Here is a 14,977-nt window from a genome sequence, read left to right as displayed (position 1 = left end):
ATGCCTCGTCCCCGCGTGCGCCTGGGTGAACTGTCGGTAGGGTTCGTCCAACCACTGGCTCAGGCACTGACGCAACTCGGGCATGACCCACAGCCCCTCTTGCTGCGCTATGGGCTTGATATTCAGCGCCTGGCCGAACCAGGCGCGCGATTGTCGATCCCGCGCTACATGCATCTGGGCCATGCCGCCATCGCGATGAGTGGCGAATCGGCACTGGGCCTGCGCATGGGCCGCCTGAGTCACCTGGCCCAGGCCGGGCTCGCTGGAGTGGCCGCCGCCCAGGCCCCCACCCTCGGCGAAGCTGCCCGCACGCTGCTGCGCTTCGAGCCACTGTATGCCGCCAACTACCGTGGCCAGTCGAGCTTTCATGAAGACAATCAGGGCGCCTGGCTACGCTTCTACTCCATCAGCCCCTACAACACCTACAACCGCTTCGTGGTCGACTCGTTACTGGCCGGCTGGCTGGCGCAACTGAGCGCCCTTGTGCAGCGCCCGGTGCAAGCCGAGCGGCTGGAGATCGAGTTCGAGCCGCCCACTTACGCTGCGCAATACCAAAGCTTGTGCAATGGCCCTGTACTGTTCGGCGCCCCGGTCAATCAGTTGCGCCTGGGCCAGGCCACTCTTGCCCTGGTCAACCCGCACCATTGTCCGAGCACCTGGCAGCACCTGTTGCAACTGTGTGAAGCGGAACTGGCCCTGCGCACCCGAGTACGCAGCCTGGGCGAACGCATCACCCACCTGCTGGGTCCCTTGCTCAACGGTGGACGCGAGCCGGACCTGGAGGAAGTGGCACGGCACCTGCAACTGCCCACCTGGACCTTACGGCGCAAGTTGGCTGAAGAAGGCACGCGCTTTCGTAGCTTGCTCAATGACACACGACAGGACCTTGCCGAGACCTACATCCGTGACACGGAGCTGGCCTTTGGCGAAATCGCCTATCTATTGGGGTTTGCTTCGGCGGAGGCCTTCCAGCGCGCGTTCAAGCGCTGGACGGGCCTTACACCGGGAGAGTTTCGCCGCCTTCAGCGGCAGGTGGGCTAGAGCTCGGTAGCGTCATCCGCGGGCTCTGGAGTGTCCAGTTCGTACGCCTGGAATTCGAGAAGTTCTTCCTGGTAGTCGTCCATCAGCCTGCTTCCTCTTCACTCATCATTCGCTGGTCTGCCGTCAATTTAGTTCGGCCAGATGAAGGAATGGCTACATCCCCGTGACAAGTAAACGTAGCAGGCGCCCGGAACATTACTTACGCAAGCTGTAACAGTGAGTGACCACTGTCACAACGGTGCCGGTGCCTGTTCGGCGCCCGGTGTTTGCTGCACCTGGATCGGAGCAGCCTCCACCGGTGGCGTGACCGGCTGGGAGCCTTGGCTATCCACTACCGGGGTCGCCGGGGCTTCGCTAGCTGTCACCGGCGCAGCCGACTGGGCAGGCGCTGCCGGCTCCGGAGCCGCTGCGGGCGCCAGCGCAGTCGGCGCAGGCTCCGGCAAGCCCAGCTCCGCAGCTGGCTTTTCGACCTTGGCCGGCTCAACCGCTGCCTCGGCCTTCTTTGTGGCCTTGGGTTTGGGCAAGTAGCTTTCTACCAACGCGAAGTAGCGATCGTAAAACTGCGACGCGGTCACCGTTTCGCTGGCGACCTTGACCATCGAATCATCGGTGGAGCCGATCGGCATCGACACCGAGCCCAGCACACCCACACCCAGGCTGGCGGAGGTGTTGGATTTCTTCAGGGTGTAGCGGTCCTGCAGGGCGTTGGCGAACATGGTTGAACGCTGCTTGTCGCCCATATCGGGCACGCAGGTGATGTTGAAGCTGATCTGCATGTGGTTTTCGGCGTTCTGCTGGAAGCTCTTGTTGCCGGCTACCTGGTTGGCGTCACTGCTGGTGATGATGTAGCCCTGGCTGAGCAGCGCGCGCCTGGCAGCTTCGCAGGTACTTGCCTCACTGACCGGGAAGCTGCGGGAAAAGGTGCCGGAGTCATCGAAGTTCTCATGCTCGTAGACAGCGGCTTTTTTCGAGGAGCAGCCGGAGACGCCCGCCAGCACAAGGGCCAGCCCGAGCGCGCCATAGACGGTTGATCTAGACATTGCCAATTCCGGGAAGATACGAATGGGGCGTATTGTGCATCACATCGATCACCTGCTGAAACCATTGATCGGTGAAGACTGTGTCAATTGGGTGTATTTGATGACCCGTAGCCTCTCATGAGGCAGAAACGAAAAAAGCGACCCTAAGGTCGCTTTCTTGTTGCCTCAAGGTGTTCAAGGGACCTCGAGGCGAATATGGCGCAGCGGACGGGACTCGAACCCGCGACCCCCGGCGTGACAGGCCGGTATTCTAACCGACTGAACTACCGCTGCGTAACATTCGGGCTTGCACCCGATTGAAACTGGGATCCAGGCTTTCAAGCGCTCATGGCGCGAAAGCCAGGAACGAAAAAAGAGCATTTTCTCTTTTCGTTTTGCATCGAGCTGTTCAAGGGACTCGAAGCGAAGATGGCGCAGCGGACGGGACTCGAACCCGCGACCCCCGGCGTGACAGGCCGGTATTCTAACCGACTGAACTACCGCTGCGTATCGTTCAGGCTTGCGCCTGATTGAAACTGGGATCTGGCCTTGCGGCCTCAGACCGGTGCGAACACCCATCTGGAGAATAATGGCGCGGCGGACGGGACTCGAACCCGCGACCCCCGGCGTGACAGGCCGGTATTCTAACCGACTGAACTACCGCCGCGCATAGCTGGACTTGCGTCCTGTCTCTCTCTGCCTGCGTGCTTTATACAAAACACTCAGAACTAGAAACGTTCTCAGGAAGTGGTGGGTGATGACGGGATCGAACCGCCGACCCTCTGCTTGTAAGGCAGATGCTCTCCCGGCTGAGCTAATCACCCCCGCGATGTTGCTTGTTGCGTTTGCTTCGCTGAGGCCGCGAAATTTACGCAGGTACCGATGCTAAGTCAATACCCCCATTGAATTTTTTTCAAAAAGGGCAAAAAAGCGGTTTGCCGATCCAGACGCTACATGACCCTGTTAGCCGGCAACTCGGCGGTGGATCAGTCAGTACTGGCTTGCCGGCGAACAGGTCCACATGGACAAAACAAGAAAGGGACCTCTCGGTCCCTTTCATCGGTGTCAAACTTATCAGCTCATGCGTAGATCATCTTGCGCGTCATGCCGCCATCGACCACGAACTCCTGGCCAGTGACGAACCCCGCCTGACGCGACAGCAACCACGCCACCAGCGCCGCAACATCCTCCACCGTCCCTACCCTGCCTGTCGGATGCTGGGCGTGGTCGGCTTCGCTCAACGGTTCCGCTCGTCGTTGCGATGGATCACGAGCATCGATCCAGCCCGGGCTGACGGCATTGACGCGAATCTCAGGCCCCAGGCTCATGGCCAGGGCATGGGTCAACGCCATCAGGCCACCCTTGCTTGCCGCATAGGCTTCAGTATCCGGCTCGGACTGCCGGGCACGGGTGGAGGTCAAGTTGACGATGGCGCCACCGTGGGCACGCAGGTAAGGCGCACAGTGCTTGGCAAGCAGCATCGGACCATTGAGGTTGACCGCCAGCACACGGTTCCACTGGGCCAGCGACAGGCTTTCCAGTGTCTGGTTGTGCGGGTTGGCGATGGCCGCGTTGCTGACCAGCGCATCCAACCGACCAAACTGCCCCAACACTTCGGAAACCCCGGCACTGACCTGGGCTTCATCGGCCACATCCATGCAGATGAACCAGGCGTTTTCACCCAAGGCTTTCGCAACCTTGGCGCCACGCTGGCGGTCCAGGTCGCTGAGCACCACCTGCCAGCCTTCGCAAATCAACCAGGCGGCAATGCCCAGGCCGATGCCGCGCGCGGCACCGGTCACCAGGGCCACCCGACCGTTGTGGTCGGGCTCGCCGGCCTTCCAGTCGATCACAGCGCCGCCAGGCCGCGCGCCAGGTCCGCTTGCAGGTCGGCCACGTCTTCCAGACCGACGGCAACGCGGATCAGGCTGTCACGGATGCCCGCCGCTTCGCGCTCCTGCGGCGTCAGGCGGCCGTGGGAGGTGGTCGCGGGGTGAGCGATGGTGGTCTTGCTGTCACCCAGGTTAGTGGTGATCGAGATGACCCGAGTGGCATCGATAAAGCGCCAGGCGCCCTCCTTGCCCCCCTTGACCTCGAAGCTGACCACTGCACCAAAGCCGCTCATCTGACGCTTGGCCAGTTCGTGCTGCGGGTGGCTGGGCAAGCCGGCGTAATGCACCTTCTCCACCCCGTCCTGGCACTCCAGCCATTCAGCCAGCGCCTGGGCGCTCTCGCAGTGCGCACGCATGCGCAGTTTGAGCGTTTCCAGGCCCTTGGTGAAAATCCAGGCATTGAACGGGCTGAGGGTCGGGCCGGCGGTGCGCAAGAAGCCCACGACTTCCTTCATCTGCTCGCTACGCCCAGCCACCACACCCCCCATGCAACGGCCCTGGCCGTCGATGAACTTGGTAGCGGAATGGAACACGATGTCGGCGCCAAGCTTGAGCGGCTGCTGCAACGCCGGCGTGCTGAAGCAGTTGTCCACCACCAGCATGGCACCACGGGCATGGGCAATTTCAGCCAGCGCCGGGATATCCACCAGCTCGGCCAGCGGGTTGGATGGCGACTCGACGACCAGCAGCTTGGTGTTGGTTCTGATGGCCTGCTCCCAGCCGCCCAGGTCGGCCAGCGGCACATAGTCCACCTGCACACCGAAACGCTTGAAGTACTTCTCGAACAGACTGATGGTCGAGCCAAATACACTTTGCGACACCAACACATGGTCACCGGCACTGCACAGCGACATCACCACGGCGAGCAGCGCCGACATGCCGGTGGAGGTAGCCACGGCCTGCTCGGCACCTTCCATCGCCGCCAGGCGCTCTTCGAAGGCGCGCACAGTCGGGTTGGTGTAACGCGAATAGACGTTGCCTGGCGTTTCGCCGGCAAAGCGCGCAGCGGCGTCGGCGGCTGTGCGGAAGACGTAACTGGAGGTCAGGAACAGCGCTTCGCTGTGCTCGGCCTCCGGCGTGCGGTTCTGACCGGCGCGCACCGCCAGGGTGTCGAAACCGACACCCTCGAGGTCACTGTCCAGTCGACCGGCATCCCATTGTTCGGTCATGCCGTCGCTCCCAAATCAGTTGTTGTAGAGGTCGATGATCGCGCTGACGGCCTGGGTTTTCACCTTGGCCAGGTCGTTACGGGCCTGCTCGATGCGATCGAGGTAGGCTTCGTCGATGTCGCCGGTGACGTACTCACCGTTGAACACCGCGCAATCGAAGTGCTCGATCTTGATCTTGCCGCCACCGACCGATTCGATCAGGTCCGGCAGGTCCTGGTAGACCAGCCAGTCGGCGCCGATCAACTCGGCCACCTGTTCGGTGGTACGGTTGTGGGCGATCAGTTCGTGAGCGCTCGGCATGTCGATGCCGTAGACGTTGGGGTAGCGCACCGCAGGGGCTGCGGAACAGAAATAGACGTTCTTGGCGCCGGCTTCGCGGGCCATCTGGATGATCTGCTTGCAGGTGGTGCCGCGCACGATCGAGTCGTCCACCAGCATCACGTTCTTGCCGCGGAATTCCAGCTCGATGGCGTTGAGCTTCTGGCGCACCGATTTTTTGCGCGCGGCCTGGCCGGGCATGATGAAGGTACGGCCGATGTAGCGGTTCTTGACGAAGCCTTCGCGGAACTTGACGCCTAGGTGGTTGGCCAACTCCAGTGCGGCAGTGCGGCTGGTGTCGGGGATCGGGATGACCACGTCGATGTCGTGTTCCGGGCGTTCGCGCTGGATCTTCTCGGCCAGCTTCTCGCCCATGCGCAGGCGCGCCTTGTACACCGAAACGCCGTCGATGATCGAGTCCGGGCGGGCCAGGTACACATGCTCGAAGATGCACGGCTGAAGCTTCGGGTTCTCGGCGCACTGCTTGGTGAACATCTGGCCTTCTTCGGTGATGTACACCGCTTCGCCTGGTGCCAGGTCGCGGATCAGGGTGAAGCCGAGCACGTCCAGGGCGACGCTTTCCGAGGCGATCATGTACTCGACGCCTTCGTCGGTATGACGCTGGCCGAAGACCACTGGGCGGATACCGTTAGGGTCGCGGAAGCCGACGATCCCGTAGCCGGTGATCATCGCCACCACGGCATAACCACCCACGCAACGGCTGTGCACATGAGAGACCGCGGCGAACACGTCCTCTTCGGTGGGTTGCAGCTTGCCGCGCACGGCCAGCTCGTGGGCGAACACGTTCAGCAGCACTTCGGAGTCGGAGTTGGTGTTGACGTGGCGCAGGTCGGACTCGTAGATCTCCTTGGCCAACTGCTCGACGTTGGTCAGGTTGCCGTTGTGCGCCAGGGTGATGCCATAGGGCGAGTTGACGTAGAACGGCTGGGCCTCGGCCGAGGTGGAGCTACCGGCGGTCGGATAGCGCACGTGACCGATACCGATGCTGCCGACCAGGCGCTGCATGTGGCGCTGCTGGAAAACGTCGCGCACCAGGCCGTTATCCTTGCGCAGGAACAACCGGCCGTCATGGCTGGTCACGATACCGGCAGCGTCCTGGCCGCGGTGCTGGAGGACCGTAAGCGCGTCATACAGCGCCTGATTGACGTTCGACTTACCGACGATACCGACGATGCCACACATGCGACGCAACCCCTACTTTGATGAAACTTGAGTGAAGAGCGCTCAGGGCTTGCTCGGCCCGAGCAGCTGCTCCTTGAACGGAAGGTCAACGGGTGCGCTGACCCCACTGGACATCCACTGGCCGCCAAACCCGAGTATGAGGTTCTTCGACCAATCGGCTACCAATAGAAATTGTGGTATCAGGCGCGATTCCTGCCACCACGGATCCTGTTGCACCGGCCCCAGGCTGAGCAGCCCGACGGCCACCACCACCAGCAAGCCCCCGCGCGCGGCGCCAAAGGCCATGCCGAGGAAGCGATCGGTGCCGGACAAACCTGTCACGCGAATCAGCTCGCCAATGAGGAAGTTGAGCATCGCCCCGACCAGAAGCGTGGCGACGAAAAGAATGGCACAGCCGGCGATGACCCGCGCGGACGGAGTCTGGATATAGCTTTCCAGATACTGCGAGAGCGAGCCGCCGAACATCCAGGCCACCGCGCCGGCGACAATCCAGATGAGCAGGGACAAGGCCTCCTTGACGAAGCCGCGCTTGAGACTGATCAGTGAGGAAATGGCGACGATCGCGATGATCGCCCAATCAACCCAGGTAAATGCCACGGTGCTGCCTGCCGACGTTTGAGGCGGCGCATTTTACCAGAGCGAAGGGCTTGGGGTAAGCGGAATGTCAGGAGTTTGAAGGGCTGCAGGCTGACTCCAGGGACAGCTTTGCAGGTTTGAAAATGCAGCATTCTCTGCAGGAGCGGCTTTAGCCGCGATGCAGGCAACGCGGTGCCGGGCACCCGTTTCGCGGATGATCGCGGCTAAAGCCGCTCCTACTAGAATTCGCAAAAGATCAATGGATCAAAGCGACAGTTGCTAACCGCGCTCCGGCTGGAAACGCACCACGATGCCTTTGAGGTTCTGCTGGCGATTGATCACATCGCGCAAGCGCTCGGCTTCCGCCCGCTCGATCAACGGCCCGACGAATACCCGGTTCATGCCATCCGCCGAACGGATGTAGGCGTTGTAGCCCTTGCTACGGAGGGTCTTCTGCAGGTTTTCGGCCCCAGCCCGATTCGACAGGCTGGCCAGCTGGATCGACCAGCTCACCGGCAGGCCGTTGGCATCGATCTTCGATGGCGCGGCAGGCTTGGCCACCGACACAGCAGGCGCCACCGTCGGTGCAGGCGCCGGGCGAGGCTCGACCTTCGGCACCGCGGGTGTCGGCACCGGCGTTTGTGGCTTGGGCTGAACTGCCGGCACGGCTGGCGCGGGAGCGATCGGCTGGCTTGGCGCAGTCACCGGCGCCGTGGACTCATTGACTACCATGGGTGGCTGCTCGCCAGGGTCCGGCAACGGCTGTGGCTCCGGCACCGCCACAGGCTCGACCTGCACCTGGGGCAGGCTTGGCATGGCCGGCGCCTCCGGCGCCTCGACACGCACCTGGCGCATCTCGTCCTCACGGGTGAACAACATCGGCAGGAAGATCACCGCCAGCGCCACCAGCACCAGCGCACCCACCATGCGCTGCTTCATCCCTTTATCCAGCACTGCCATCTACTCCATCCTCGAGGGCCTGACGTTCAAGCCAGGCCAGGGCCTCGCCGACGCAGAAAAACGAACCGAACAGCAGGACCTGATCATCCGCCGTCGCCTGCGCACACTGCCCTTCCAAGGCCGCATCGACGCAGGTGTAAGACTTCACCGACGCACCGAGGTTCGTCAAGGCATCGACCAGTTCTGCGGCCGGACGGCTGCGCGGCGTGGCCAGGGGGGCGACCGCCCAGCCATCGACCAGCCCGTGCAATGGCGCAAGCACACCGCCCAGGTCTTTGTCGGCAAGCAGGCCGAAGACTGCCAGGCGTCGCCCTTTTACAGGCCGCGCCGCCAGGCGGCGCGCCAAGTATTGCGCAGCATGCGGGTTGTGGCCAACATCCAGCAACAGTTCCACGCGCCGACCGGCAAAGTGCAGCACTCGCCTGTCGAGACGGCCAGTGATGCGGGTATCCAGCAATGCCTGGCGCACCCGCGCCTCGTCCCAAGATACATCCATGAGCAAGAAGGCCTGCAGGGCGAGCGCCGCGTTTTCCATGGGCAGGTCGAGCAGCGGCAGGTCACGCAGCTCGACGACGGAGCCGTCCGGCCGGCTGCCGCGCCATTGCCAGTGATTGTCGGTGCTGACCAGGTCGAAATCTCGACCCCTCAGGAAAAACGGGCAAGCCAACTCACGCGCCCTTTCAAGCAAGGGTTGCGGCGGATCGAGATCACCACACAACGCAGGCTTGCCCTGACGGAAGATGCCGGCCTTTTCGAAGGCAACCGACTCACGGGTATCACCCAGGTAATCGGCATGATCGACACCGATGCTGGTAACCAGTGAAACATCGGCATCCACCAGGTTGACCGCGTCCAGTCGGCCACCCAGGCCGACTTCAAGCACCACGGCATCCAGCTCGGACTGCTTGAACAGCCAAAACGCCGCGAGGGTCCCCATCTCGAAATAGGTCAGCGAAATCTCGCCACGCGCCGCCTCGACAGCGGTGAAGGCCTCGCACAACTGCTCATCGCCAGCCTCGACACCGTCGATAAGCACACGCTCGTTGTAGCGCAGCAGATGTGGCGAACTGTAAACCCCCACCTTGAGCCCCTGGGCGCGCAGCAGCGTAGCCACGAAGGCGCAGGTCGAACCCTTGCCATTGGTGCCAGTGACCGTCACCACGCGAGGCGCCAGCTTGCCCAGGCCCAGGCCCGCAAGCACCTGCTGCGAGCGCTCCAGCCCCATGTCGATGGCCGAAGGATGCAGCTGCTCGAGGTAGGCGAGCCAGTCGCCCAGGGAACGCTGGCTCATCACGCGACCGCAGCGACTTCTTTGGCGGCTTCCGGCGTGGGCTGGCCGGTCATCTGCGCCAACAGGCGAGCCAGGCGCGGACGCAGTTCGTCACGGGAGATGATCAGATCGATGGCACCGTGTTCCAGCAGGAACTCGCTGCGCTGGAAGCCTTCTGGCAGTTTCTCGCGCACGGTCTGTTCGATCACGCGCGGGCCGGCGAAGCCGATCAGCGCCTTGGGCTCACCGACGATCACGTCGCCAAGCATGGCCAAGCTGGCGGAGACACCGCCGTAGACCGGATCGGTCAGCACCGAGATGAACGGAATGCCTTCTTCGCGCAGGCGCGCCAGCACGGCGGAGGTCTTGGCCATCTGCATCAGCGAGATCAGCGCTTCCTGCATGCGCGCGCCACCGGAGGCGGAGAAGCAGATCATTGGGCAGCGGTTTTCCAAGGCGTAGTTGGCAGCGCGTACGAAGCGCTCACCGACGATGGCGCCCATCGAGCCGCCCATGAAGGAGAACTCGAAGGCGCTGACCACGACCGGCAGGCCCATCAGGTTGCCGCTCATGGAGATCAGCGCATCTTTCTCGCCGGTCTGTTTCTGGGCGGCGGTCAGGCGGTCCTTGTATTTCTTGCCGTCACGGAACTTCAGGCGGTCGACTGGCTCCAGGTCGGCGCCCAGCTCGGCGCGGCCGTCCTTGTCGAGGAAGATGTCGATGCGCGCACGTGCGCCGATGCGCATGTGGTGGTTGCACTTGGGGCAGACGTCGAGGGTCTTTTCCAGCTCCGGGCGGTACAGCACGGCTTCGCAGGACGGGCACTTGTGCCACAGGCCTTCGGGCACCGAACTCTTCTTCACCTCGGAACGCATGATCGAAGGGATCAGTTTGTCTACCAACCAGTTGCTCATGCTTTCTCTCTCCAGTATCGGCGGGCGGCGGGCCTGGACTTACCGGCCCCACCCCTGCCCTTGAGCTCAAATTCTGCTGTGAAACGACGACAGGCCGGCCATGGGTTCGCCACGCACCACCCCATCTCCAATTTTTTTACGCCGATGCCTGGGCCGGCCTCATGGCCTGGCAGCATCGGGCTGCGAAAGCTATGGACGATGGCGCGCGGCCAGCCGTCACATCCGCCCTCACGCCTGCCTCACCGCACGCATGAAAGCCTCGATCTTCGCGGCGTCCTTGATGCCCTTTTGCTGTTCCACACCGCCACTGACATCCACCGCATACGGACGCACCTGGCGGATGGCCTCGGCGACATTGTCGGCCGACAGGCCTCCGGCAAGAATGATCGGTTTGCTCAGGCGCTGCGGAATCAATGACCAGTCGAAGGACTCTCCGGTTCCTCCCGGCACACCCGCTACATAGGCGTCCAACAGGATGCCGCTGGCACCGGCGTAGTGTTTGCAAGCAGCCTCCAGATCGTCACCGGGGCGCACGCGCAGGGCCTTGATCCAGGGCCGGTGATACCCCTCGCAGTCGGCCGGGGTTTCATCGCCGTGGAACTGTAGCAGGTCCAGCGGAACCACTTCGAGGATCTCGTTGAGCTCGCAACGGCTGGCATTGACGAACAGCCCCACGGTGGTCACGAACGGCGGCAGTTGCGAGATGATTGCCCGAGCCTGGCGCACATCCACCGCGCGCGGGCTCTTCGCATAGAAGACGAAGCCGATGGCATCGGCACCGGCCGCGACAGCCGCCAGGGCGTCCTCTAAGCGGGTAATCCCGCAGATCTTGCTGCGCACGTTGTTCATGGAGGACGAACCTTGAGTGATCGGCGAAAGGCCCGATGTTAGCAAATGGCTTTTGACCCGTCAGTCTGCCAGGGCCTCGTAGCCGGTAAGAAAGTGTGGGCCGATGTAACGCTGTGGCAATGCGTACTCTTGCGGGTACTCCACCTGGACCAGGTACAGGCCGTACGGGTGGGCCGTCACCCCGCCTTCCCGACGGTTTCGCCCCTCCAGCACCTCGCGAGCCCACTCCACCGGCCGCTCGCCGGCACCGATGGTCATCAGCACGCCGGCGATGTTGCGCACCATGTGATGCAGGAACGCGGTGGCGCGTACATCCAGCACGATCATCTGGCCGTGCCGGGTGACGCGCAGGTGATGGATATGCTTGATCGGCGACTTGGCCTGGCACTGGCTGGCGCGGAAGGCGCTGAAGTCATGGGTGCCGAGCAAATACTGCGCAGCCTCGGCCATGCGCGCCACATCCAATGGCCGGTGGTTCCAGGTCACCTCTTCGGCCAGATGTGCCGGGCGAATGGGATCGTTGTAGATCACATAGCGGTAGCGCCGCGCCGTGGCCTTGAAGCGGGCGTGGAAATGCGCCGGCATGGGCGCGGACCAGACCACGCTGATGTCGTGGGGCAGGTTGAAGTTGGTGCCCAGGGTCCAGGCGCGTTCGTCGCGCACCGCGCGGGTGTCGAAATGCACGATCTGCCCGCAACCGTGCACACCGGCATCGGTGCGACCCGCGCACACCACCGAGATCGGCTCGTTGGCTACCTTCGACAGTGCTTGCTCCAGGGCCTGCTGAACACTGGGCACGCCACTGGCCTGGCGCTGCCAGCCGCGATAGCGCGAGCCCTTGTATTCCACGCCCAGGGCGATGCGGGTGTAGCCTTCGGCCGCCGATTCGGTGGCGGCGCTGTCGATGATGTCCAAGAGCGGTAAACCTGATGATGAAACGAAAGGCGGGCAGTATACCGGCAAACCACGCAAGGGCCGAAATGATCGCGGGGCAAGCCCGCTGCCCCGCCTGCCTCCGAAAGAGACCGGCGGGAGCGGCCTTGCCCCGCGATGTGTAACGCTGCGTCAGACCAGGCGCGAGAGCATCTCGTTGGCTTCCTGGCGCTGGCTGTCATCGCCATCCTTGACCACCTCGTCGAGGATGTCGCGGGCGCCCTGGTGGTCACCCATGTCGATGTAGGCGCGGGCCAGGTCGAGCTTGGTGGCCACTTCGTCGGCACCGGAGAAGAAGTCGAAGTCCAGGTCGTCCAGCGGCGCAGGCTCCTGGGCCGCGTCCTCGGCAGTGAACTGCGGCTCCAGCGACGGCGACTCGAGATTCTGCGACAGCTTATCGAGCTCGGCGTTGACGTCATCCAGCTCCGAAGCGAAATTCTTCGCCGCCGGCGAGTCGTCGTCCAGGGACAGCGACAGGTCGAAGTCGTCCGGCAGCTCCAGCTCGGAGATCGGGTCGAATTCCGGAATGGCGTCGAAAGCCGCGAGTTCGGCCGCCACGTCCACCGGTGCTTCCTCGGTGCTGGCCGGGGCAGCAGGTTCACCGACGTCGAGGTCAAATTCGGCGAGGTCGTCGACGCTCTGCGGCTCCGGCTGAGCCTGCGCCTGTGCCAGCAACGCCTCGAAGTCATCGTCGGCATCGGTCTCGGCGACCGGCGCCGCTTCAGCTTCAGCTTCGAGCACGGCTTCCAGTGGAGCGGTATCGTCCAGCACCGGCAGGTCGAGCGGCTCGTCGGCCGGCAGATCGTCGCCCAGGCTCAGGTCGAAGGCGCTATCGAGGTCATCCTGTTCGGGCGCCTGTGACAGTTCGGATTCCAACTCGGGTTCGAGCGACGCAGCGGGCTCAGGCTCCGGAGCAGGCTCAACCAGCGGCTCTGGCTCGGGCTCTACCACCGGCGCTGGCGGCTCCTGGTCCTGCAGCAGTTCCTGGACGTACTGCTCGTCCAGCTCCGCGGCCAGAGCTGCCGCGCCAGCAGCGCCTGCGGCTACGGCCGCAACCCCGAGCATGCCGGGATAACGCTCCTTGAGCGAGGCGACCTCGGCCTGGCTGGTGTCGCTGGGCGCCAGTTTGCGCTCCTGATCGGCGAAAGCGGTCTGGTCACCCTGGCGGGCATAGACTTCCATCAATTTCAGGCGCAGGTCACTGCGCTGCGGCTCTGACGCCACGGCAGCCTCGAGCAGATCGGCGGCATGGTTGAGGCGGCCACGCGCGATGCTTTCATCGACCTCGGCGAACAACGCAGCACGCGGATCCCGGGCTGGCTCGGTCGCGACCGCCGGCAGCGGCTTCTCCGCAGCGGTGGCGGCAGCGGCCGAAGCGGCCACGACGGCAGGCGACAGGGTTACGCTGGGCGCCGAAACGTCCAGCCCTTCGAAACTGCTTGGCGGCAGGTCCAGGTCCGGACCACGCTCGCCTTCCTCAGACAACGCCCGAGCCATGCGCAGGTGCTTCTCGGCTTCCTGCTGAGCCTTGCGTTTGCGTGCCAGGAGCAACAGCAACAGCAGCAAGACCAGGAACGCGGACCCGGCAACCAGCCCCAGCAGCAGCGGGTTACCCAGCAACTGGTCGAGCATGCCCGGTTCTTCGGCGACCGGGGCCTCGTCGACCGGCGCTGGCGCGGGGGCGGTATCGACTGCGGCAGGTGCCGGGGTCACCACTGGCTCGGCTGGGGTCAACTGGGCGTTGACCGCTGGCTGAGCCGGTGCCGGGGCTGGCTCGCCGGGCAAGGCGGCGGGCAGTTCAGGCTGCGCTGCGCCCTGCGCCTCGAGGCGTGCCAACTGGTCGTTCTTCAGCTGGATCAGACGCTGCAGCTTGTCCAACTGGCTCTGCAGGTCGACCATGCGGCTCTTGAGCTCGTCGTTGTCGCGACGACTGGTGTCGAGGCTTTCCTGGGCAACGGCCAGCTTGTCGTTGAGCGCCTTGGTTTCACCGGCAGCCCCCTTGCCGCCTGGGGAGACCAGGCGCAGGTTATCGCCCTGGGCGATACGCGCAGGCGCGGCACCAGCCTCGCCACGACGGGTGGCATCCAGCTGGCGGGCACGCGGCCCCAGGCGACGCCCCTCGCGCCAGGCGGCGTACTGCTCGGCGACTTCGCGGTTGGCCTCTGGGCGGGGAATGTTCTGGATCTGCTGCTGGTCGGGCAGGCGCAGGACTTGCCCAATCTTGAGCTGGTTGATGTTGTTACCGATGAAAGCATCGGGGTTCAACGCCTGGATTGCCAGCATGGTCTGCTGGACCGAACCGCCATGGGTGTTGCGCGCGGCGATCTGCCAGAGCGTGTCACGGCGCTTGGTGGTGTAGCTGCCCGCGCTCACCGCCGGGTTGATGTTGGCCTGGGTCGGCTGGCTACCCTGGGCCTGCGCCTGGTCGAGCAGCACGCTGTAGTCGCGCAGCAAGCGCCCCTGTGGCCACATGACCTGGACCAGGAACTTGACCACCGGCTCCGGCAACGGCTTGCTGGAGGTGACCCGCAGCACACTCTTGCCGTTGGGGGTGAGCACCGGTGTGAAGGTGAGGTCTTCGAGGTAGGCCGGCAGCGGCACCCCGGCCTTGGCGAAATCTTCCGGCGACGCCAGGCTGGGCGCCATTTCCGCGGCGGTAAGGTCGCGCACATCGAGCAGTTCGATCTCGGCATCCAACGGCTGGTTCTGCGCCGACTTGAGGGTCAGCTCCCCCAACCCCAGGGCATTCGCCACGCCGGACGACAGCGCCGAGGCTGCCGCGATGGCCAGAACCAGTTTGCGAATTCGAAGCATGAACTCTTCCCTTGTATGA

Annotated in this window: 12 protein-coding genes and 4 tRNA genes; 1 reads left to right on the top strand and 15 read right to left on the bottom strand. The window is 63.8% G+C overall.

What is annotated here, in order from left to right; translation table 11 throughout:
* The gene (locus tag IM733_RS02055) at nucleotides 1-1,041 is read left to right on the top strand and encodes an AraC family transcriptional regulator (RefSeq protein ID WP_248919319.1); all 1,041 of its coding nucleotides are present in this window, start codon (nucleotides 1-3) and stop codon (nucleotides 1,039-1,041) included.
* Nucleotides 1,042-1,271: 230 nt separating this feature from the next.
* On the opposite strand, the gene IM733_RS02050 is transcribed toward IM733_RS02055, so the two are convergent.
* The 15 genes from IM733_RS02050 to IM733_RS01980 all read right to left on the bottom strand — a co-directional run bounded on the left by IM733_RS02050 (nucleotide 1,272) and on the right by IM733_RS01980 (nucleotide 14,958).
* Nucleotides 1,272-2,081 carry a DUF2242 domain-containing protein gene (locus tag IM733_RS02050; protein ID WP_248919318.1) on the bottom strand — a complete coding sequence of 270 codons (810 nt, stop codon included), beginning with the start codon at nucleotides 2,079-2,081 and terminating at the stop codon, nucleotides 1,272-1,274.
* A gap of 196 nt (nucleotides 2,082-2,277) precedes the next feature.
* Nucleotides 2,278-2,354 (bottom strand) — tRNA-Asp (locus IM733_RS02045).
* Between the two features lie 136 nt (nucleotides 2,355-2,490).
* Nucleotides 2,491-2,567 (bottom strand) — tRNA-Asp (locus IM733_RS02040).
* A gap of 83 nt (nucleotides 2,568-2,650) precedes the next feature.
* Nucleotides 2,651-2,727, bottom strand: a tRNA-Asp gene (locus tag IM733_RS02035).
* 81 nt (nucleotides 2,728-2,808) lie between these two features.
* Nucleotides 2,809-2,884, bottom strand: a tRNA-Val gene (locus IM733_RS02030).
* A gap of 255 nt (nucleotides 2,885-3,139) precedes the next feature.
* Nucleotides 3,140-3,913, bottom strand: a complete 774-nt coding sequence (locus IM733_RS02025; protein WP_248919317.1) for an SDR family oxidoreductase — start codon at nucleotides 3,911-3,913, stop codon at nucleotides 3,140-3,142.
* On the bottom strand, nucleotides 3,910-5,121 hold the full coding sequence (locus IM733_RS02020; protein ID WP_248919316.1) for an O-succinylhomoserine sulfhydrylase: 1,212 nt from the start codon (nucleotides 5,119-5,121) through the stop codon (nucleotides 3,910-3,912). The genes IM733_RS02025 and IM733_RS02020 overlap by 4 nt, the downstream gene beginning before the upstream one ends.
* A gap of 15 nt (nucleotides 5,122-5,136) precedes the next feature.
* Entirely contained in the window at nucleotides 5,137-6,642 is a 1,506-nt protein-coding gene (gene purF / locus IM733_RS02015; protein WP_248919315.1) for an amidophosphoribosyltransferase, read from the bottom strand.
* A gap of 42 nt (nucleotides 6,643-6,684) precedes the next feature.
* The gene (locus tag IM733_RS02010) at nucleotides 6,685-7,239 is read right to left on the bottom strand and encodes a CvpA family protein (RefSeq protein WP_011532954.1); all 555 of its coding nucleotides are present in this window, start codon (nucleotides 7,237-7,239) and stop codon (nucleotides 6,685-6,687) included.
* 258 nt (nucleotides 7,240-7,497) lie between these two features.
* A complete protein-coding gene (locus IM733_RS02005) occupies nucleotides 7,498-8,178 on the bottom strand; it encodes an SPOR domain-containing protein (protein WP_248919314.1) in 681 nt (226 codons plus the stop codon).
* The gene (folC, locus tag IM733_RS02000; protein ID WP_248919313.1) at nucleotides 8,162-9,469 is read right to left on the bottom strand and encodes a bifunctional tetrahydrofolate synthase/dihydrofolate synthase; all 1,308 of its coding nucleotides are present in this window, start codon (nucleotides 9,467-9,469) and stop codon (nucleotides 8,162-8,164) included. The genes IM733_RS02005 and folC overlap by 17 nt, the downstream gene beginning before the upstream one ends.
* Nucleotides 9,469-10,362, bottom strand: coding sequence for an acetyl-CoA carboxylase, carboxyltransferase subunit beta (accD, locus tag IM733_RS01995; RefSeq protein WP_011532951.1), 894 nt, complete (start codon nucleotides 10,360-10,362; stop codon nucleotides 9,469-9,471). The genes folC and accD overlap by 1 nt, the downstream gene beginning before the upstream one ends.
* Nucleotides 10,363-10,590: 228 nt before the next feature.
* The gene (locus IM733_RS01990) at nucleotides 10,591-11,211 is read right to left on the bottom strand and encodes a phosphoribosylanthranilate isomerase (protein ID WP_248919312.1); all 621 of its coding nucleotides are present in this window, start codon (nucleotides 11,209-11,211) and stop codon (nucleotides 10,591-10,593) included.
* A 60-nt stretch (nucleotides 11,212-11,271) separates the two neighbouring features.
* Nucleotides 11,272-12,126 carry a tRNA pseudouridine(38-40) synthase TruA gene (gene truA, locus IM733_RS01985; RefSeq protein WP_248919311.1) on the bottom strand — a complete coding sequence of 285 codons (855 nt, stop codon included), beginning with the start codon at nucleotides 12,124-12,126 and terminating at the stop codon, nucleotides 11,272-11,274.
* Nucleotides 12,127-12,276: 150 nt separating this feature from the next.
* Nucleotides 12,277-14,958 (bottom strand): FimV/HubP family polar landmark protein, encoded by a 2,682-nt coding sequence (locus IM733_RS01980; protein ID WP_248919310.1) that lies wholly within the window; start codon nucleotides 14,956-14,958, stop codon nucleotides 12,277-12,279.
* Between the last annotated feature and the right edge of the window lie 19 nt (nucleotides 14,959-14,977).

Source organism: Pseudomonas entomophila (assembly GCF_023277925.1).
GTDB classification, from domain to species: Bacteria; Pseudomonadota; Gammaproteobacteria; order Pseudomonadales; family Pseudomonadaceae; genus Aquipseudomonas; species Aquipseudomonas entomophila_D.
Note: the sequence above shows the minus strand (reverse complement) of the source record. Positions and strands in the feature narration are given on the sequence as shown.